Genomic DNA, 18,477 nt, shown 5'->3' with positions numbered 1-18,477 from the left:
GAAAAAGCGGCCCCTGGAAGTGAACTGGTCACATCCAGGGGCCGCTTCGGCCTGGTGTCAGTGGCGCTCAATCCAGACAGCGCTGTCCGGCAGCAGCGTCTGTCCGGCCACTGCATCTTCCGCACTGGCCACGACCACGACGCCGGCGGGCAGCTGGATCGGTGCCTCACCCATGTTTGCCACCAGCAGGATGGACTCATTGGTGAAGGCGACCACGCCGTCCTCGGGGCGATGCTCGGGCGCCCACTCGATTGCTCCACGGCCGAGCATTCGCCCGGAGCGCTCCGACAGTGCCGACTTCACCATCTCGTGAACCGATCCGGGCCGGCCCACCTGCACGTCCGCCGCGTACTCCGCGAAGGAGGCCGGCTGGGGCAGCCAGGGGGCGGCAGCGCCGTCGTCGTTGGTGGTGGTGAAGCCGAAACCGGGAGCGTCAGCCTTCCACGGAATGGGCACGCGGCAGCCGTCCCGGCCGCGCTCAACGCCCTCGGTGCGGAAGAACGCCGGGTCCTGGCGGACGGCGTCGTCGAGCAGGGTGTGCTCCGGCAGGCCCAGCTCATCCCCCTGGTACAGGTAGGCCGAACCAGGGAGCGCCAGCATGGTGAGGATGCCCGCGCGGCCGCGGCGCAGCCCCAGGGCTTCATCGGGCTGCTCGTCCAGTGGGCCGACTCCCTTGGGAAGCTGTGTCGGATCCTGCAGGCCGAAGCGGGTGGTGTGCCGCACGGTGTCATGGTTGGACAGCACCCAGGTGCTCGGCGCCCCGACGTTGCCCGCCTGTGTGAGCGATTCGACGATGCTGGCGCTGAGCCGCCCGGCATCCCACCCGGCACGCAGGAAGTCGAAGTTGAACGCCTGCTGCATTTCGTCGGCGCGTACGTAGTGGAAGAGCCGCTCGGCCGGTTCCACCCAGGCTTCGGCGACGAGCATCCGGTCGCCGGGGTATTCGGCCAGGACGCGGTTCCAGCTCCGGTAGATTGCGTGGACGCCCGGCTGATCGAAGTACGGCGGTGTGGGTTCCGTTGCGGTGGCTTCCTCGAGTGCGTCGGGGTTCTTCACATCACCGACCATGCTCTCGCGGCCGGCCCAGTCGGGCAGGCCCTCGGCCTTGACCAGGCCGTGCGCCACGTCGATGCGGAAACCGTCAACACCCCGGTCAAGCCAGAACCGCAGGACGGAGATCATTTCATCGTGGACCTCGGGGTTCTCCCAGTTCAGGTCCGGCTGCTTGGTGTCGAACAGGTGCAGGTACCACTGGCCGTCAGCAACCCGCGTCCAGGCATTGCCGCCGAAGATCGACTGCCAGTTGTTCGGGGGCAGTTCGCCGTTCTCGCCGCGCCCGTCCCGGAACATGTAGCGGTCGCGCTCGCGGGAACCCTTCGGGGCGGCCAGGGCAGCCTTGAACCACTCATGCTCATCGGAGGTGTGGTTCGGCACCAGGTCCACGATGACCTTCAGGCCACGCTGGTGCGCCTCGGCGAGCATGGTGTCGAAGTCGGCAAGCGTACCGAACCGGGGGTCAACGTCCCGGTAGTCGGCGACGTCGTATCCGGCGTCCGCCTGCGGTGACACATAGAAGGGGGAGAGCCAGACGGCGTTGACGCCGAGATTCTGCAGATACGGGAGCTTGCCGGTAATGCCGTGCAGGTCGCCCATGCCGTCGCCGTTACCGTCGGCGAAGGAGCGGGGGTAGATCTGGTAGATGACGGCGTCTTCCCACCAGGCAGTTGTTTGTTTGCCGGGTGCGGGTGCGGCTTGGAGGGACACGGATAACCTTTCGATAAACTCGCGGAGCTCTGTATGTAAGCGCTTGCGTAACACCAGAGAGCTTACTAGAGTGACAGGCATCACTCAACGGGCGGTATGCGATTCCGCCTTCTCACTGGAGAGAAGATGTACATGAAGAACAAGAAATCTCTAGCCGCAGCAGCATCCGCGGCAACTCTCACTCTTCTGCTCTCGGCCTGCGGTGGCGGCGGATCCACCGAAGGCGGCGGTCCTGCGGAAGAGGGTCTCGAAGACCGCGGCCCCATCACCTACGTACAGGGCAAGGACAACAGCGGTGTTGTCCGGCCACTGATCGAGAAGTGGAATGAGGAGCACCCCGACGAGGAGGTGACCTTCAAGGAACAGACCGATGAGGCTGACCAGCAGCATGATGACCTCGTCCAGAACTTCCAGGCACAGAATGCTGATTACGACGTCGTCTCCGTGGACGTGGTGTGGACCGCCGAGTTCGCTGCGCAGGGCTGGATCCAGCCGCTTGAGGGCGACATGGCCATCGACACCGAGGGCATGCTGCCTGCAACGGTGGATTCCGCAACCTACCAGGACACCCTGTACGCGGCTCCCCAGCACTCCGACGGCGGTATCCTTTACTACCGCTCGGACCTGATTGAGGAACCGCCCACCACCTGGGACGAAATGATGGAAATGTGCTCCATCGCCGAGGAAAATGACATGGGCTGCTACGCAGGCCAGTTCGCACAGTATGAGGGCCTCACCGTGAACGCTTCGGAGGCCATCAACGGTGCCGGCGGAACCGTCATCAACGAGGCGGGTGAGCCCACCCTCGATACCCCGGAGGCAAAGGCCGGCCTGGAAAACCTGGTGGAAGCATTCGAGTCCGGCAACATCCCGGCAGAAGCCATCACCTACACCGAGGAAGAGGGCCGCATCGCGTTCCAGGAGGGCAACCTGCTCTTCCACCGCAACTGGCCCTACGTCTACAGCCTGGCAACCACTGAGGAATCCTCGCAGGTCAAGGACTCGCTCGGCATGGCCCCGCTCCCGGGCGCCGATGGTTCCGGTGCGTCCTCACTGGGCGGGCACAGCCTGGCGATCAGCGTGTACTCGGACAACAAGGCAACCGCGCGCGACTTCCTGGAATTCATCACGCAGGAAGAGCAGCAGCGTTTCTACGTAACCCAGGGTTCGCTGGCTCCGGTGCTGGAGAGCCTGTATGACGACCCTGAGCTCGTTGAGCAGCTTCCGTACCTGCCGGTCCTGCGCGATTCCATCGAGACGGCCGTTCCGCGTCCGGTCACACCGTTCTACCCCGCGGTGACCACTGCAATCCAGGAAAATGCCTACGCTGCGCTCCAGGGACAGAAAACTGTCGATGAGGCGCTGACGGATATGGCGGCTTCCATCAGTCAGGCCGGTTCCTGACGCACACCACAGCGATGGCGGGAGTGCATCCAGCGCTCCCGCCATCGGTACCTGCTTGTACTAACCGGCACGGTTGCCGGGACTGAAAGGACGGGTCATGGCCACACGTCTGGCAGTGCCACCCAGGGGCAAGAAAGACCCCAACGCGAAGATGCACCACCAGGCGGCGGAGAGCGCTGACCGCCGGGCGGCTTCCAAGAACAAATGGGCAACAATCCTCATAGCGCCGACCCTGATCCTGCTGGGCATCGTGATCGTGTATCCGATCATCAGCGGTATCGTCATGTCATTCCAGGCCGACTCCGGGCTTGACCCGGAGACCGGTCTGTTCACCGACGGAGGCTTCGCCGGTTTCACCAACTACACCGCCTGGATCCTGCAGCAGTGCCCGGCGGCCGGCGGCGGCACGGTACCCTGCCCGCCAGGAACCCTCGAGTCCCAGTTCTGGAACGCCACCGGGATCACCTTCTTCTTCGCTGCCGTCACAGTGACCCTTGAGACCATCATCGGGTTCTGGATGGCGCTGATCATGGCCCGTTCCTTCAAGGGCCGCGGCCTGGTCCGCGCCGCTGTTCTGGTGCCCTGGGCCATCCCCACCGCTGTCACCGCGAAGCTGTGGTTCTTCATCTTCGCTTTCCAGGGCATCGCCAACGAACTGTTCAACACCTCGATCCTCTGGACGGGTTCCGAATGGCCGGCCAAATGGGCCATCATCATCGCGGACGTCTGGAAGACCACACCGTTCATGGCCCTGCTCATCCTCGCCGGGCTGCAGATGATCCCCGGGGACGTCTATGAGGCAGCGAAAATGGACGGTGCCAGTACGTGGCAGCGGTTCCGCTACATCACTCTTCCGCTGGTCAAGCCCGCCCTCATGGTCGCGGTCCTGTTCCGTGTGCTCGACGCCCTGCGCATGTACGATCTCCCCGCCATCCTCACCGGCGGCGCCAACGGAACCACCACGCTGTCAATCCTGGTGGTCAACCAGATCCGCCAGGGCTTCAACAGCGCGGCGGCGCTATCCACGCTGACATTCATCATTATTTTCATCGTCGCGTTTATCTTTGTCAGATTCCTCGGGGCTAACGTGTCTGAGGGCTCCGGCGTGATCAAGAAGGCGAAGGTCACCAAATGACACAGGCAGTAGCAACCCCGTCGGGCGGTGCCACGGAGATGACCCCCGGGCGCCGGGCCGCAGCTTCCCGTGAACGGTGGGCTGCGATCCGGACCTACATCAGCGCCGCGATCATTGTCATCTGGTGTCTCCTCCCGTTCTACTGGATGATCATCACGGCATTCCGGGATGTCGCCTTCACCTATGACACTGCGTTCTACCCGACGCACGTCACGCTCGATAACTTCCGGACGGCGTTCGCGACCGACGCGGGCAACAACTTCACGCTCGCGCTGTTCAACAGCTTCTTCATCGGTGCAACCACCACACTGATCGCGCTGGTTGTGGGCGTGTTCGCTGCCTACGCCCTGGCGAGGATCGACTTCCGGTTCAAGTTCGTCATCCTCGGCGTGATCCTCGGTGCGTCGATGTTCCCGGGCGTCGCCCTGATCACCCCGCTCTTCCAGCTCTTCACCGATATCGGCTGGATCGGTTCCTACCAGGCGCTGATCATTCCCAACATCTCATTTGTCCTGCCGCTCACCGTGTACACGCTGACGGCATTCTTCCGCGAGATGCCCTGGGAACTTGAGGAAGCGGCGCGCATCGACGGCTGCACGCCCGGCCAGGCGTTCCGTAAGGTCATCATGCCGCTCGCGGCACCGGCTGTCTTTACGACGGCGATCCTCGCCTTCATCTCCGCGTGGAATGAGTTCCTGATTGCCAGCCAGCTGTCCAGCGACTCGACGGCGCCGGTCACGGTGGCCATCGCATCCTTCGCCGGCAGCCAGCCGCAGCAGGAGCCGTACACCGCGGTCATGGCGGCGGGAACCATCGTGACCATTCCGCTGGTGCTGCTGGTTTTGGTCCTGCAGCGGCGTATCGTTGCCGGCCTGACCGCCGGAGCGGTCAAGTAGGGCATGGTCCGTGGCGAATAGACGCAAAGAGCGGTTGGCGGAGAACCTCGATATCCTGATCGGGTTTCTGGGGTTCTTCGCCGTCGTGCTGGTGGTCGTGATCATCACCATCCAGCTGCGCCGGGACAATGCCGCCATGTGGTCGGTGGCGCTGCTCACGATCGTGCTGAGCATGTGGGGGCTCTTCAAAATCAGGCCGCGCGAAGACAGGTAAATACTGAGGGGGAGGGTGCTGCACCGTGGTCATCATTGAGGATGTCGCTGTAGCTACCGGAGTGTCCACCGCCACGGTTTCCCGCGCATTGCGGGGGCTGACGGGGGTCTCACCGGCCACCCGGGCGAAGGTCCTGACCGTCGCGCGGGAGCTGGGCTACGTGCCGTCGTCCTCCGCCTCCGGCCTGGCGTCGGGGCGGACCATGGCCATGGGCGTCCTTCTTCCCTCCATTGAACGGTGGTACTTCTCGGCGATGCTGGACGGAATCGACCGGCAGCTGCGCACCGCGGGGTATGACCTGATCGTGTTCAGCCTGGGCGGGTTCGGCGGGAACCGGGAACGGGTGTTCCACCGTTCGATCCTCCGCAAACGCATCGATGCGCTGATCGTGATGTGCATGGAGCTGACCGAGGACGAGTACCGCTCCCTGAGGGATCTGGATTCGCCCACCATCGTGGTCGGCGGGAGCGTACAGGGTGTGCCGCACGTGAGCATCGATGACCACGCCGCGGTGCGGGACGCCGTGGAGCATCTCATCGCGCTGGGACACACGCGTATTGGGCATGTGCGCGGCGGCGACTCCTTCGGTATGTACTTCGACGTGCCTCGCATCAGGAATGACGCCTTCAAGGAGACCATGGAAGCCCACGGGCTCCCGGTCCGGGAGGAGTGGTCCGTCTTTGGGGACTTCCGGTTCAAGGAGGCCAAGATTGCCGTTACGGCGATGCTCGCCGACGCCGCTGAACGTCCCACCGCCCTGTTCTGTTCATCGGACGAGATGGCGTTCGGGGCCCTGACCGCGGCGGCCGAGCTGGGAATCAGCGTTCCCGGGGAGTTGTCGGTGATCGGCATTGACGATCACGAGTTCGCTGATCCGATGGGCCTGACCACCGTCCGCCAGATGCCCGAGGAGCAGGGCGCCTACGCGGCCGAGCTCATGCTTGCCGAACTGGAGGGGAAGAAGCTGGAGGGCGGGCCGGTGACGCAGCCGCATGAACTCATCGAGCGCGCCTCGACCGGCCCGCCACTGCACTGAACGGTACCGGCGTCTACGCTGGAGGAATGGCTACCGAGCTCCTCTACCTTGACGATTTCAACGTGCTGACCGCTTCAGCCACCGTTACCGCCGTAACCGCGCTCGACGACGGCCGGACGGACATTGAACTGGACCGCACCTGCTTCTACCCCCGCGGCGGCGGACAGGACTGGGACACCGGCACAATCCGCGCTGGAGACGACGCCTTCACCGTCCAGGAGGTGCGGCTCGATGAGCACCAGGTGGTGCACCACCTGGGTGAGGGAAATCTGTCGGTGGGTGCCGCCGTCGTACTGGAGGTTGATGCCGAGCGGCGGGCCGTTAATACCCGGCTCCACTCCGCGGGTCACATTGTGGACCTCGCGGTGGAGCGGCTCGGGTTGCCGTGGATGCCCGGGAAGGGCGCGCACTATCCGCACATGTCCTTCGTGGAGTACAACGGTGAGCTGCCGGGTGACGCCGAGGAGATCCGGCAGCGCGTGGAGCAGGAGGTCGCGGCCGTGATTGCCGAGGGCAGCCGCAACGAGATCCGCTTCATGCCGGTGGCCGAGATGGGCGATTACTGTCGGCACGTCCCGGACAATATCCCGACCAACAAGCCCGCCCGGATTGTGCTCTACAACGCGGATTTCGGCGTGCCCTGCGGCGGAACCCATGTGCAGGACGTTGCCGAGGTGGGGAAGCTCAACATCACAAAGGTCAGGTCGAAGAAGGGCATCACCAAGGTGTCCTACGCAGTGGACGGCCTCAACTAGCTAGGAGGCGCGGGCGAGCTGGCGGATGGGGACCCACCGCGAAGCCAGCCGCCGGTATGCCGCGGCGGCGCCGGTCATGTCCGTTTCGGCGAGGCACTCGATGCCCATCCGAACGTCCATGGGGGACTCATCGGGGAACACGAGATCGGCCACCGGCCCGTAATCCAGTTCGACGACGGCGTCGCGGCGGAAGGTCTCAAGCCACTCGGTGATCTCGGTCAGTTCCTCCAGCAGGTCCAGCTCCGGTGCGGCGATGGCCAGGTTGGCCACTGCCCGCCGGGCCCGGTCGATGCACTCGCTGATGGTCACGGAGACCCGGACGGTGTGGACCTCGCCGTCGTCGTCGATCACTTCCGTGAGGTCGTCCTCATGGATGAGGACAAACCAGGCGAAGGGGACGCCCCAAGTGGCTGAGCGGGTGTGCAGCTTGGCGGTGGATTCGGTCAGTGTCTCCGGATCCAGTCTCGCCTGGTGCGCCTCACGGGCAACCTCGGGAAGGAGGACATCCAGGAGCGGGCCACGGATGGTCTGTTCCAGGGACTCGGCGGCCAGGAAAGTCCGGACGGCCAGCTGGTTGGGGCAGTAGAACGGGGCGGTGGTGCCATTGCTGCGCGGGAAGTGCAGTACCCGCACCAGGTCCTGCGCATGGTGCGGAAAGGGATCCGACACCAGGCGCGTGATGCGCCGCAGCGCATCGGCGCGGTCAAGCTGTTCGGTGACGCGGCGCTCGCGGGTGCGCTGTTCCAGGATGGCCAGCTGCTGGGCATCGCTGAAGGCGTCCAGGGGCTCGTAGACCCGCAGGAAGGAAACGTAGGGGAAACTGCGGCCCGCGCCCGGCACGTCCGCCATGGGTCAGGCCAGCTCCACGATGACCGGTGCATGGTCGGAGGCGCCCTTGCCCTTGCGCTCCTCGCGGTCGATCGACGCCCCGTTCACGCGCTCGGCCAGGGCGGGGGAGGCGAGCACAAAGTCGATGCGCATTCCCATGCGCTTCGGGAAGCTCAGCTGCTTGTAGTCCCAGTAGGTGTACACGCCCGGTCCGGGAGTGTGCGGCCGGACGACGTCCGAGAAGCCTGAATCCTCGAAGGCGTGGAAGGCTGCGCGCTCGGGAGGGCTGACATGGGTGTAGCCGTTGTTGAGGAACAGGTCGATATCCCAGACATCCTCATCCCGGGGCGCGATGTTCCAGTCACCGGTCAGCGCAACCTGGGCCGACGGGTCGGATTCCAGCAGCCCCACGGCGTGCTTGCGCAGGAGCTCAAGCCATTCGATCTTGTACGCCATGTGCGGGTCACCGAGCGCGCGTCCGTTCGGCACATACAGGCTCCACACCCGCACTCCGCCGCAGGTGGCGCCGATCGCTCGGGCTTCCTGGACCGGATCCGTGTCCTTGCCGAACACGGGCTGGCCGGGGAATGTCCGCTCAACGTCGGTCAGGCCCACGCGAGACGCTATGGCCACGCCGTTCCACTGGCTCACGCCGAAGTGCGCCACCTCGTAGCCGCTCTTCTCGAACATGTCCCAGGGAAAGTTGTCGTCCTTGCACTTGGTTTCCTGGATGGCAAGGACGTCCACATCGGAGCGGTCGAGCCACGCCTCCACACGGTCGGCACGGGCTCGGAGGGAATTGACGTTCCAGGTCGCAATCTTCACAGTGGCTACGTTACCCAATCGGCGGGTGATGCTGATAAGCGTTCCGACCCGTGCCACGGCCCGGAATCAGCGGTTCAGTGCTGCCGCCACCACGAGTCGTGGATGGTCACCGGAACCGTGCGCTTGTGGCGGGTCATCAGGTAGCGGCGTTCGATGAGCTGTGCCGCTTCCTCCGGGACGTCCCTGCCCTCGAGGTAGTCGTCGATCTCGTTGTAGGTGAGGCCCAGTTCGTGTTCGTCGGTCTGGCCGGGCTTGTCATCGAGCAGATCGGCCGTGGGAATCTTGTTGTAGAGGCGTTCCTCGGCGCCGAGGTCCTTGAGGAGCTGGCGGTTCTGACGCTTGTTCAGCCCGAACAGGGGCAGGATGTCCGCGCCGCCGTCGCCGTATTTCGTGAAGAAGCCGGTGACCGATTCCGCGCCGTGGTCCGTACCGATGACCAGCAGGTTGTCGTCGCCGGCGAGCGCGTACTGGGCGACCATGCGGACGCGCGCCTTGACGTTGCCCTTGTTGAAGTCGGACATTTCGTTGCTTGCGGCGGCCGCGAATTCCCGCTGGAAACCGTCGACGGCGGGAGCAACGTTGTAGACCACTGACCGGTCAGGCTGGATGAACGCCAGGGCGGCCTGGGCGTCGTCCTCGTCATGCTGCACGTTGTATGGGAGACGGGCGGCCACGAAGGTGGCGTCCGCGCCGTCGGCCCGCAGTTCCTCCGCCGCCAGCTGGGCGAGTTTCCCGGCGAGGGTGGAGTCAAGGCCGCCGCTGATCCCGAGCACAAAGCCCTTGGTTCCGCTGGCCCGGACGTAGTCCTTCAGGAAGTCCACGCGCCGGCGGATCTCTTCCGCTGTGTCGATGGTGGGGCGTACGCCCATTTCGTCGATGATCTTCGCCTGGAGTTCACGCATACGGCCCACGTTACTAAGTTTTTGTCGCCGATCTGCCGTTATAACGCGTTCAAAGCAGCAGATCGGCGACAAAAACTTCTGGAGGGGGGTGCCCGGCTATTGCTTGAAGGCTGCGTCGAAGGACGACGACGACGGCGCGAAGTCGAATTTCTTGAGGAACGCCAGCGCCTCCGGCGCGCCCTCGAGGCGGTCCATGCCGGCGTCCTCCCACTCGACCGAGATCGGCCCGTCATACCCGATGGCGGTGAGGGCCCGGAAGCTGTCCTCCCAGGGGACGTCGCCGCGTCCGGTGGAGACGAAGTCCCAGCCGCGGCGGGGGTCTCCCCAGGGCAGATGTGAGGAGAGGATGCCGTTGCGGCCGCCGCCCATCCGCATCTTTGTGTCCTTGCAGTCCACGTGGTAGATCCGGTCAGCGAAGTCGGAGATGAAGGCCACCGGGTCGATCTGCTGCCACATGAAGTGGCTTGGGTCCCAGTTCAGGCCGAACGCCGGCCGGTTCCCGACGGCGTCGAGCGCCCGGCGGGTGGACCAGTAGTCGTAGGCGATTTCGGAGGGGTGCACCTCGTGGGCGAACCGGACGCCGCAGTCGTCGAAGACGTCGAGGATGGGGTTCCAGCGGTCGGCGAAGTCCTGGTAGCCGGCGTCGACCACGTCCTGGCTCACCGGCGGGAACATTGCCACGTACTGCCAGATCGAGGATCCGGTGAAGCCGACGACGGTCTTCACCCCGAGTTTCTGCGCAAGCTTCGCGGTGAGTTTCATTTCCTCGGCCGCACGCTGCCGGACACCCTCGGGATCGCCGTCGCCCCACACCCTCGGCCCCACGATGGTTTCATGGCGGAAGTCGATCGGGTTGTCGCAGACAGCCTGGCCCTTGAGGTGGTTGGAAATGGTCCAGACCTTCAGCCCGTTGCGTTCCAGGATGTCGAGGCGGTTCTGGATGTAGGCGTCATCGTCCCAGCGCCAGGCGTCGAGGTGGTCACCGGAGACGGCGATCTCCAGCCCGTCATAGCCCCACTGGCCGGCGAGTTCGGCCACTTTCTCGAACGGTAGGTCCGCCCACTGGCCGGTGAACAGGGTGAAGTTGCGTGCCATGTATTTCTCCTTCGTGTTTTGGTCAGGAAAGCGTGCGGGCGGTCGGATCCCAGTCTTCGGGCAGCGGCTCAGCAGCCACCGCGGAACTGCCGACCTCAACAAAGGTCCCGGTCTCCACTGATTCGGTGATGGAGGCCATGGTGTCCAGGACATGGAACGCTGTTTCGCCCTGTGCGCGGTGCGGGATTCCGGCGCGAATGGACCGGGCCAGGTCCAGGACACCGCTGCCCCGACCATAGGTGGATCCGACGGACGGCAGGGTCTCCCAGTCTTCGGCGCCGCGACGGTGAAGGCGGATGTCGCCGTCGAACCGGTTCGGATCCGGGAAGGCGATGGTGGCTTCGGAGCCGGTGATCTCCACGAAACCGTGGCGGGGCAGCGGCGAATCGAAGCTGAAGGTGCTCATGGAGGACGCGCCGCCCTCAAACTGGGCCAGAGCGCTCACATGGGTGGGCACCGTGACCGCGAACTCCTCCCCGGCACGTGGCCCGGAGCCGATGATGCGCGTCTCGCGTGACCGGGAGCCCAGGGCCGCTACCGTCTGGACCGCGCCAAAGGCCTGCACGAGGGTGGTGAGGTAGTACGGGCCCATGTCGAACAGCGGGCCTGCCCCCTCCTGAAACAGGAAGGCAGGGTTGGGGTGCCAGGCTTCGGGGCCGGGGGACTGCATGAGGGTCAGCGCCGTCAGCGGCACACCGATATCGCCGCGCTGGATCATGCGCAGGCCGGTCTGCAGCCCGGCGCCGAGGAAAGTGTCAGGGGCGCACCCCAGCCGCACACCGGCGTCGGACGCTGACTTCAGAAGAGTCTGCCCGGACTCCCGGTCGAGGGAGAACGGCTTCTCGCTCCACACGTGCTTGCCGGCAGCCACAGCACTGAGGGCGACCGGCACGTGTGCGGCGGGAGTGGTGAGGTTGACGATGATCTCGACGCCGGGATGCTGCAGTGCGTCCTCAACCGGTCCAAAGGCTGGGATCCCGAACTCCTCGGCACGTGCCTGGGCCGCCTCCGGAAACAGGTCCGCGACAATCTGGACCTGGATATCGGGAAATGCGGTGAGGTTGGTCAGGTATTCCTTGCTGATCACCCCGGCGCCAATGATGCCGACGCGCACCGGCCCGCTCATGCGCTGGCGCCGTTCAGGTAACGCAGGCTCTCCTCAAGGGCCTGGAACAGGTCACCTGCGCTGTCATCGAGCTCGACGACGCCCACCTCAACGGAGGAAGCGGCAGCCAGGACGGCCGGGATGTCCATGCGACCGGAACCCACGGCGACCTGCGACTTGTTGTCCCGGTCGACCGCCCCGTCCTTGATGTGGATAAACCGGACGCGGTCACCGAGCTTCCCGAGCAGCTCCGCCGGATCCTGCCCACCCACCGCCGCCCAGTAGGTGTCCACTTCAAGCACGACGGCGGGATCGAGCCTTTCGGCGAGCAACTCCAGTCCGGTGCGGCCGCCGAAGTCGGTTTCCACCTCCCACCAGTGGTTGTGGTAACCGACCGTAACGCCGTACTCGCCCCCCAGGGCGGCCACCTCATTGAGAGCCTGTGCGGTCTGCGCAATCGCCTCTTCCGTGCTCCAGCGGGCCGGGTCAACGAACGGGTCGATCACAGTACCGATGCCCAGCGTGCGTGCCGCCTCGAAGATCAGGTCACGGTCCCCGCTCAGCAGCGGCGCGTGGCCGGACGGAGCGGTGAGACCGTTACGGGCCAGGGCCGACGCAAGTGCTTCGGTGTTTGCCGCGAAGTTGTATGGCTCGACCCGTTCGAAACCGATCGAGGCAATCCTGTCGATGGTGCCGTCGAAGTCGGCGTCGAGGGCTTCGCGGACTGTGTAGAGCTGAACTGAAAGGGGCGGAGTAGGCATGGGTAGATCCTTTCGCGGGCGCGGAGGGTCGCCCGTTCATGTCAGCTTTCGATCCGCGGAACTTTTACCCATTCGTCCGATTGGGCCGACTGGATTATTGCGTCATCGATGAGGGCCACCTGATAGCCGTCCGCGAAGTTTGGACTGACCGACCCGCCGTTGGCGATGGCGCTGAAGAAGTCAAAGGCTTCGATGATCTTGGTTTCGCCGTAGCCGATGCCCAGAGCAGGAATGGGCCACAGGCCGTCACCATAGGGATGGGCTGGGCCTGTGTACACCGTTCTGAACCCCTTGCGGTCGGCCGGGTCGCCGGCAAAGCAAACCTGAAGTTCGTCCCTGCGCTCGTAGTTGAACAGGATGCTGCCCTCGGTTCCGTGGATTTCGAAGGTCAGGAAATTGTTCCGGCCGTGCGCATTGCGGGTCGCTTCGACGGAGCCCACGGCGCCATTATCGAAGCGAACCAGCGTCATGAACTCGTCGTCTACATCTACGGCGCCCTTTGGCCCTTCCGATTCACGGGCCTTGCCCAGGGAATCGGCACCCCCGCTCTGCAGCGGCCGCTCAGAGATGAAGGTCGACATAACCGCATTTACGGCAGCCACTTCACCCACCAGGTAACGTGCCATGTCGATGACGTGCGTCCCGATGTCGCCGAGCGCTCCGGAGCCAGCAATGGATTTTTGGAATCGCCAGGACAGGGGCGACGAAGGATCGGCGCTCCAGTCCTGGAGGTATGTGCCGCGGAAGTTTGTGATTCGACCAATCGCCCCTTCGTCAATGTATTTTTTGGCTAGGGCAACAGCGGGGGTGCGGCGATAATTGAATGCAACCATGTGCACCAAATCCGTGTTTTTCACGGCGTCGTACATGGCTTTCGATTCTTCCCCAGTACGCGCCAGCGGCTTCTCACAGATGATGTGCTTGCCGGCTTCTGCCGCTGCGATCGCGATTTCTGCGTGAAGATGATTCGGCGTGGCTATATCAACCACATCGATTTCCGGATCGTCGATGATGCTTCGCCAGTCCGACGTGGACCGCTCGAACCCAAAACGGCGCGCTGCCTCATTGGCGAGTTCGGGCGTTGCCTCGGCGATCGTCTTACGGACAGGCTGTGCCGGCGCCGGCCAAAAGAACATTGGCATGGCTGCATAAGCGAGCGAGTGCGCTTTGCCCATGAAGCCGCCACCGATAAGTCCTACGTTCAAATTGCGCATGATGTCTTTTTCCTTTGCTGTAACGATTGGCAAAACGTTGTTAGAAGTTCTAGTCCTTCAGGAGCTGGTCGAGGTACTTCTTGCTGATTTCCGCGGCCACTTTCGGGTGACCGTCGTAGGAATCGAGCTCCACCATCAGCCAACTGTCGTACCCGGATTCGCGGATTGCCCGGATGATGTCGGGGAAGTCCAGATCCCCCTCACCCAGCGGCAGGAACTGGAATGGGTCCAGGCGAACGTCTTTGAGGTGGACGTGTCGGACACGGTCAGGGTACCGGCGGATCAGTGCTGCCGGGTCCCCACCCCCCGCGGCTAGGTGGGCGGTGTCCGGGCAGAAACCGATACGCGTCTTGCCCATAAGGCGTTCCAGCTCATCAGGGCTTTCTACGATCGTTGACCGGTGCGGGTGGTACGTGGCGGAGAGCCCGTATCCGGCGGCGATATCGGTGACTTGGTTCAGGGCATCGCCCAGTCGCAGATAGTCATCATCGCTGGTCCCGGCAGCTTTCCTGGCACCTCCGCCTACTACGAGGCGCTCGGCGCCGAAGGTTGCGGCCAGTTCGGATGCGCGGTGGATGCGATGCAATTCATCGGGAAGAACATCCGCATAGATGAAGTTCGCCCCGCTGTAGACGCTTACAAGCTCAAGGTTTGCATCTTCAAGTGCGTCGATGAGTACCTGGGGTTGATCGGCATAGTCCACAAGGTTGCCATCGAACATCTCGGTGCCTGCGTATCCGGCTGCAGAGATGTCGCGGATGGCATCCTCCATGGACCCATTGGTTCGGTAGAAGAGGTCTTTGATGCTGGTGACGCCGACTGGGTGGCCGATAACTCCACCCCAGGTTATCGAGTGATATCCGAGTTTCATGACTAGCCTTTCAAGAGATTGATTGGTACCTGGGGGCTTTGACCGGCAGGGGGATCTCGGCCCAGGAACGCGAGGCCGCGGAGGCAAGGACAGCTTCGGTGAGTTGCGCTGAACGCAGGCCGTCGGCGAACGAGGGAAGCCCTTCCGGCCGTTTCCCATGTATGGCTGCGTGCATGTCCCCCACAAACGCGTTGAAACAGTCCTGATAGCCCTGCGGGTGACCCGCCGGCAGGAACGCGTACTCGGCCGAAGCGGACGCCCCGAGACTGTCATTGCCTGAGGGCAAAATCCGCGTGGATCTACTGCCACCAATCCAAAGATTCCCGGGGTTTTCCTGGTCAAAGCTGTAGGACGCTGCGGTGCCGTCGAAGGAGAACCAAAGCCGGTTCTTCCGTCCCGGCGACACCTGACTGATAACGAGCGAGCCTGATGCTCCCTGGTCGGTTTCGAAGAGGATGTTCGCACCGTCCTCGGTCATAACGGTTTTCATCCCCCCTTCCATAGCACGACGCGGGAACGCATTTGAGACGGTTGCTGTCAGTCGCACAATCCGATGGCCGGTGACAAACTCCATCAGGTCACACCAGTGAACACCAATATCGCCAAACGCCCGGGACCCTCCGCCCAGCTCCGGATTGACCCTCCAATTGGCTGCGTCGTCGGTGCTCAGCCAGTCTTGGAGGTAGGAGCCATGCAGAAGCCAAAGATTGCCACTCTCACCGGAGAGGATCCGCGCCCGCGCTTCCCTTATCGCTGGATAGAAGCGGTAGACGAAAGGGACAGCTGTGACTGTACCCGCTGCGTCGGCCGCTGCGCTGAGAGCCTGCGCCTCAGCAACGCTTGTGGCCAGGGGCTTTTCGCACACCACTGCTTTGCCTGCTTCGATCACTTTGAGCGCGAGCTCAGCATGCGAGTTGTTGGGGGTGCAGATATGGACAACGTCCACGTCGTCGGACTCAATAAGAGCGTCTGCGGTGGATGCTACGCTCTTGGCGCCTATACGGCGGGCGAAGGAGTCAGCTTTGGCGGAGGAACTGCCCGACACCCTGGTCACGGTGCCACCGGCGGTCCTAATGGCCTGTGCGTGGACTCCACCCATGAATCCTGTGCCGATAATGCCTGCTCGGACTGGTGAATTCATTGCCATTACTTCTTCCTCGCGAGTGCGACGGCCAGAATAATGATGGCGCCACGGACCACTTGCTGTTGGCTACTCTCAAGTCCCGCGAGGATGAGGCCGTTGTTGATTAGGCCTATGAGCAGGGCTCCGACAAGGGTGCCGACCACCCGTCCATGTCCGCCGAACAGGCTGGTTCCGCCAAGAATGACTGCAGCGATAGCCGAAAGCTCGTCACCTTCCCCCCACTGGAACCTCCCGGACTGCAGGCGCCCCGCATATAACATGCCGGCGATGCCAGCGGCACCACCCGAGATTAGGAGAACCTGAAACTTGATTTTCTTGGTATTGATGCCGGTGAATTCCGCGGCCGTGCGATTTCCTCCTGTGGCCACAACCTGGCGACCGAACTTCGTCCGGGACATGACAACCGCACCAATAGCAACGAATGCCAGACTCCAGAACAGCAGCCCTGGTATCGGTCCCACGTTTCCGGATCCAAAAAGCATGTTAAAGGTCCCATTCAGGATGGGTTGCGGAGCAGAGGCGGTGATCCATTGTGCGACGCCGGCAGCGATGCCGAGCATGCCGAGAGTTACAAGGAAGGAGGGAATGCTCAGAAGGCTGACCAGCGCACCATTGATCGCGCCCACAGCCAAGCCGACGCCCAGGCCGGCGGCTATGCCGGGCAGAAGTCCCCACTGTGCGATGGCCATGGCGGCACATACGCTCGATAGACCGGCTACCGACCCCACGCTGAGGTCGATTTCCGCGCACGCAATGACGTATGTCATACCGACCGCGATGACGGTGATGGTCGCGGTTTGCCTGAAGATGTTGAGGAGGTTGTTGCTGCTCAGGAACCCCTGGTCGCCCAGTAAAATCGCGAAGAGGAGGAAGACCACAACGAATCCGATGTAGATGACATACCGTCGCCAGTCGAGCCCTTTAGCTCGTTGGCTCATCTGCGATGTAGATAAAACTGCTCTTGGTGTGACATTCATGATCAGACTCCTTGGACTGCGAGTTGAAGGTATTCCTCGTCTGGGATCTCAGCCCGGTCGAGTTCCGCCGAAATGGATCCGGCTTTGAGAATGAGGACGCGGTCACTGACCGCGAGGAGCTCTGGATACTCGGAAGAGATCACGATCACCGCTTTACCTTCATCGGCTATCGCTCTGATTGCGGTAAGAATTTCGCTTTTAGTTCCGATATCGACCCCGGCGGTCGGTTCATCCAAAATGAGGATGTCCGGTTCTGTGCCGAGCCACTTGGCGAGGACGACTTTCTGCTGATTGCCTCCCGACAGGAGACGCACTGATTTGTCGGGGTGGGAAGTTTTGACGGCGAAGCGCTCGAGCAGTGAGGAGGATAGCGACTTTGCCGCCGCTCGATTGATGAATGGTCCACTCTTGACGCGGTCCAGAAGCGGAAGCAACAGATTTTCACGAACTGAGTGGTCGAGGACCAGGCCCTGTTCGCGGCGGTCCTCGGGTATCAGCGCGATCCCTGCATCCATAGCGTCGCGGGGATTGCTTATGCTCATTTTTTCCCCACGGATTTTGATGGTTCCGCTGCTTACCCGGTCAATCCCGAAAATGGCCCGGGTCAGTTCAGTGCGACCGCTACCCATCAGACCAGCAAGGCCGATAATCTCACCGGGACGGACAGACAAGGTCACATTGCGCACCCGGTCACCAGCGGTGAGCCCTTCGATCTCAATCAGGGGCGCTCCTTCACTGGTTGAGATATGGCGCGCCTGGTAGGCGAGTTGCCCTTCGATTTTCTTCCCGACGATGCCCTCGACAATTTCTTCGGGAGTCACCTCTGTAAGCGCCTTGGTAAACAACCATCGGCCATCGCGGAGTACGGTGATGCGATCCGCAATGCGGTACACCTCGTCCATTCTGTGTGAGATATAGATGATGGATATTCCGCGCTTTTTGAGCCGGTCAACAAGTTCGAAAAGCGCCTCTGCCTCGTGGCGGGCAAGGCTGGCGGTCGGCTCATCCATGATGAGTACCGTTGCGTTTTGAGCCAGTGCCTTCGCGATTTCCGTCAACTGCCAATACGCGGTTCCAAGATCGGCAATGGTCGCTCTCGGATCGACAGCGACCTCCATTTCCTCGAAGATCTTCGCTGCCCGACGTACCGATTCATGGTCCTGTATGAGGCCTCGGTTCATTGGCTCGACCCCAAGGAAAATGTTCTGCGCGACCGTGAGTGCCGGCACGAGGCTGAATTCCTGGAACACCATCCCAATGCCCGCTGCCTTTGCGTCGTGGATAGAGCTCAACGAAGTCTTCTCGCCGGAAATCTCCACTTCACCGGAATCCAGTTGGTACACGCCTTGGAGGATTTTCATCAGTGTGGACTTGCCCGCCCCGTTACCGCCAGCAAGGGCGTGCACTTCACCGGCGACGACGTCGAAGTCAACATCCTGAAGAACAGGCACGCCACCAAAGCTTTTAGAGATGGACCGCATGTGGACTGCTTTGACCTTTTCGGTCATGGCCTTACCTTTCGTTTGCCCGGGGGCCAGTACCGCTTAGGCC

Annotated in this window: 18 protein-coding genes; 6 read left to right on the top strand and 12 right to left on the bottom strand. The window is 62.9% G+C overall.

Annotated elements, in window-relative coordinates; translation table 11 throughout:
• Positions 1 to 57 precede the first annotated feature (57 nt).
• Positions 58 to 1,653 carry a glycoside hydrolase family 13 protein gene (locus X803_RS0108195; protein WP_156930016.1) on the bottom strand — a complete coding sequence of 532 codons (1,596 nt, stop codon included), beginning with the start codon at positions 1,651 to 1,653 and terminating at the stop codon, positions 58 to 60.
• 243 nt (positions 1,654 to 1,896) lie between these two features.
• Between X803_RS0108195 and X803_RS0108190 the strand changes: the two genes are divergently transcribed.
• From X803_RS0108190 to X803_RS0108165, 6 genes are all read left to right on the top strand, one after another.
• Entirely contained in the window at positions 1,897 to 3,168 is a 1,272-nt protein-coding gene (locus X803_RS0108190) for an ABC transporter substrate-binding protein (RefSeq protein ID WP_026544765.1), read from the top strand.
• Positions 3,169 to 3,319: 151 nt separating this feature from the next.
• On the top strand, positions 3,320 to 4,303 hold the full coding sequence (locus X803_RS0108185) for a carbohydrate ABC transporter permease (RefSeq protein WP_026544764.1): 984 nt from the start codon (positions 3,320 to 3,322) through the stop codon (positions 4,301 to 4,303).
• Between the two features lie 38 nt (positions 4,304 to 4,341).
• Positions 4,342 to 5,199 carry a carbohydrate ABC transporter permease gene (locus X803_RS0108180; protein WP_253907423.1) on the top strand — a complete coding sequence of 286 codons (858 nt, stop codon included), beginning with the start codon at positions 4,342 to 4,344 and terminating at the stop codon, positions 5,197 to 5,199.
• Between the two features lie 10 nt (positions 5,200 to 5,209).
• Positions 5,210 to 5,413 (top strand): hypothetical protein, encoded by a 204-nt coding sequence (locus tag X803_RS18670; RefSeq protein WP_035778297.1) that lies wholly within the window; start codon positions 5,210 to 5,212, stop codon positions 5,411 to 5,413.
• Positions 5,414 to 5,438: 25 nt separating this feature from the next.
• Positions 5,439 to 6,449 (top strand): LacI family DNA-binding transcriptional regulator, encoded by a 1,011-nt coding sequence (locus tag X803_RS0108170; protein ID WP_026544762.1) that lies wholly within the window; start codon positions 5,439 to 5,441, stop codon positions 6,447 to 6,449.
• A 26-nt stretch (positions 6,450 to 6,475) separates the two neighbouring features.
• Positions 6,476 to 7,204, top strand: a complete 729-nt coding sequence (locus tag X803_RS0108165; RefSeq protein WP_026544761.1) for an alanine--tRNA ligase-related protein — start codon at positions 6,476 to 6,478, stop codon at positions 7,202 to 7,204.
• Here X803_RS0108165 and X803_RS0108160 read toward each other — a convergent pair whose 3' ends face one another.
• The 11 genes from X803_RS0108160 to X803_RS0108110 all read right to left on the bottom strand — a co-directional run bounded on the left by X803_RS0108160 (position 7,205) and on the right by X803_RS0108110 (position 18,434).
• On the bottom strand, positions 7,205 to 8,053 hold the full coding sequence (locus X803_RS0108160; protein ID WP_026544760.1) for a DUF8083 family protein: 849 nt from the start codon (positions 8,051 to 8,053) through the stop codon (positions 7,205 to 7,207). It lies immediately after the preceding gene.
• Positions 8,054 to 8,056: 3 nt separating this feature from the next.
• A complete protein-coding gene (locus X803_RS0108155; RefSeq protein ID WP_026544759.1) occupies positions 8,057 to 8,857 on the bottom strand; it encodes an exodeoxyribonuclease III in 801 nt (266 codons plus the stop codon).
• 74 nt (positions 8,858 to 8,931) lie between these two features.
• Positions 8,932 to 9,759: an ammonia-dependent NAD(+) synthetase gene (nadE, locus tag X803_RS0108150; RefSeq protein ID WP_026544758.1), complete on the bottom strand. Its 828-nt coding sequence runs from the start codon at positions 9,757 to 9,759 to the stop codon at positions 8,932 to 8,934.
• Positions 9,760 to 9,855: 96 nt separating this feature from the next.
• Positions 9,856 to 10,854, bottom strand: coding sequence for a sugar phosphate isomerase/epimerase family protein (locus X803_RS0108145; protein WP_026544757.1), 999 nt, complete (start codon positions 10,852 to 10,854; stop codon positions 9,856 to 9,858).
• Positions 10,855 to 10,876: 22 nt separating this feature from the next.
• Positions 10,877 to 11,980 carry a Gfo/Idh/MocA family protein gene (locus X803_RS0108140; protein WP_026544756.1) on the bottom strand — a complete coding sequence of 368 codons (1,104 nt, stop codon included), beginning with the start codon at positions 11,978 to 11,980 and terminating at the stop codon, positions 10,877 to 10,879.
• A complete protein-coding gene (locus X803_RS0108135) occupies positions 11,977 to 12,720 on the bottom strand; it encodes a sugar phosphate isomerase/epimerase family protein (protein WP_026544755.1) in 744 nt (247 codons plus the stop codon). The genes X803_RS0108140 and X803_RS0108135 overlap by 4 nt, the downstream gene beginning before the upstream one ends.
• Positions 12,721 to 12,761: 41 nt before the next feature.
• The gene (locus X803_RS0108130) at positions 12,762 to 13,934 is read right to left on the bottom strand and encodes a levoglucosan dehydrogenase (RefSeq protein WP_026544754.1); all 1,173 of its coding nucleotides are present in this window, start codon (positions 13,932 to 13,934) and stop codon (positions 12,762 to 12,764) included.
• Positions 13,935 to 13,983: 49 nt separating this feature from the next.
• On the bottom strand, positions 13,984 to 14,805 hold the full coding sequence (locus X803_RS0108125; protein ID WP_026544753.1) for a sugar phosphate isomerase/epimerase family protein: 822 nt from the start codon (positions 14,803 to 14,805) through the stop codon (positions 13,984 to 13,986).
• A 10-nt stretch (positions 14,806 to 14,815) separates the two neighbouring features.
• Positions 14,816 to 15,946, bottom strand: a complete 1,131-nt coding sequence (locus X803_RS18665; protein WP_035778311.1) for a Gfo/Idh/MocA family protein — start codon at positions 15,944 to 15,946, stop codon at positions 14,816 to 14,818.
• A 5-nt stretch (positions 15,947 to 15,951) separates the two neighbouring features.
• A complete protein-coding gene (locus X803_RS0108115; protein WP_026544752.1) occupies positions 15,952 to 16,926 on the bottom strand; it encodes an ABC transporter permease in 975 nt (324 codons plus the stop codon).
• A 2-nt stretch (positions 16,927 to 16,928) separates the two neighbouring features.
• Complete coding sequence (locus tag X803_RS0108110; protein ID WP_026544751.1) at positions 16,929 to 18,434, bottom strand: sugar ABC transporter ATP-binding protein; 1,506 nt, start codon at positions 18,432 to 18,434, stop codon at positions 16,929 to 16,931.
• Positions 18,435 to 18,477: the final 43 nt, after the last annotated feature.

Origin of the sequence: Arthrobacter sp. 35/47, assembly GCF_000520475.1 — a bacterium.
Classification (GTDB): Bacteria; Actinomycetota; Actinomycetes; order Actinomycetales; family Micrococcaceae; genus Arthrobacter_D; species Arthrobacter_D subterraneus.
The sequence above is the reverse complement of the archived record's forward strand: the minus strand, read 5'-3'. Positions and strand labels throughout refer to the sequence as shown.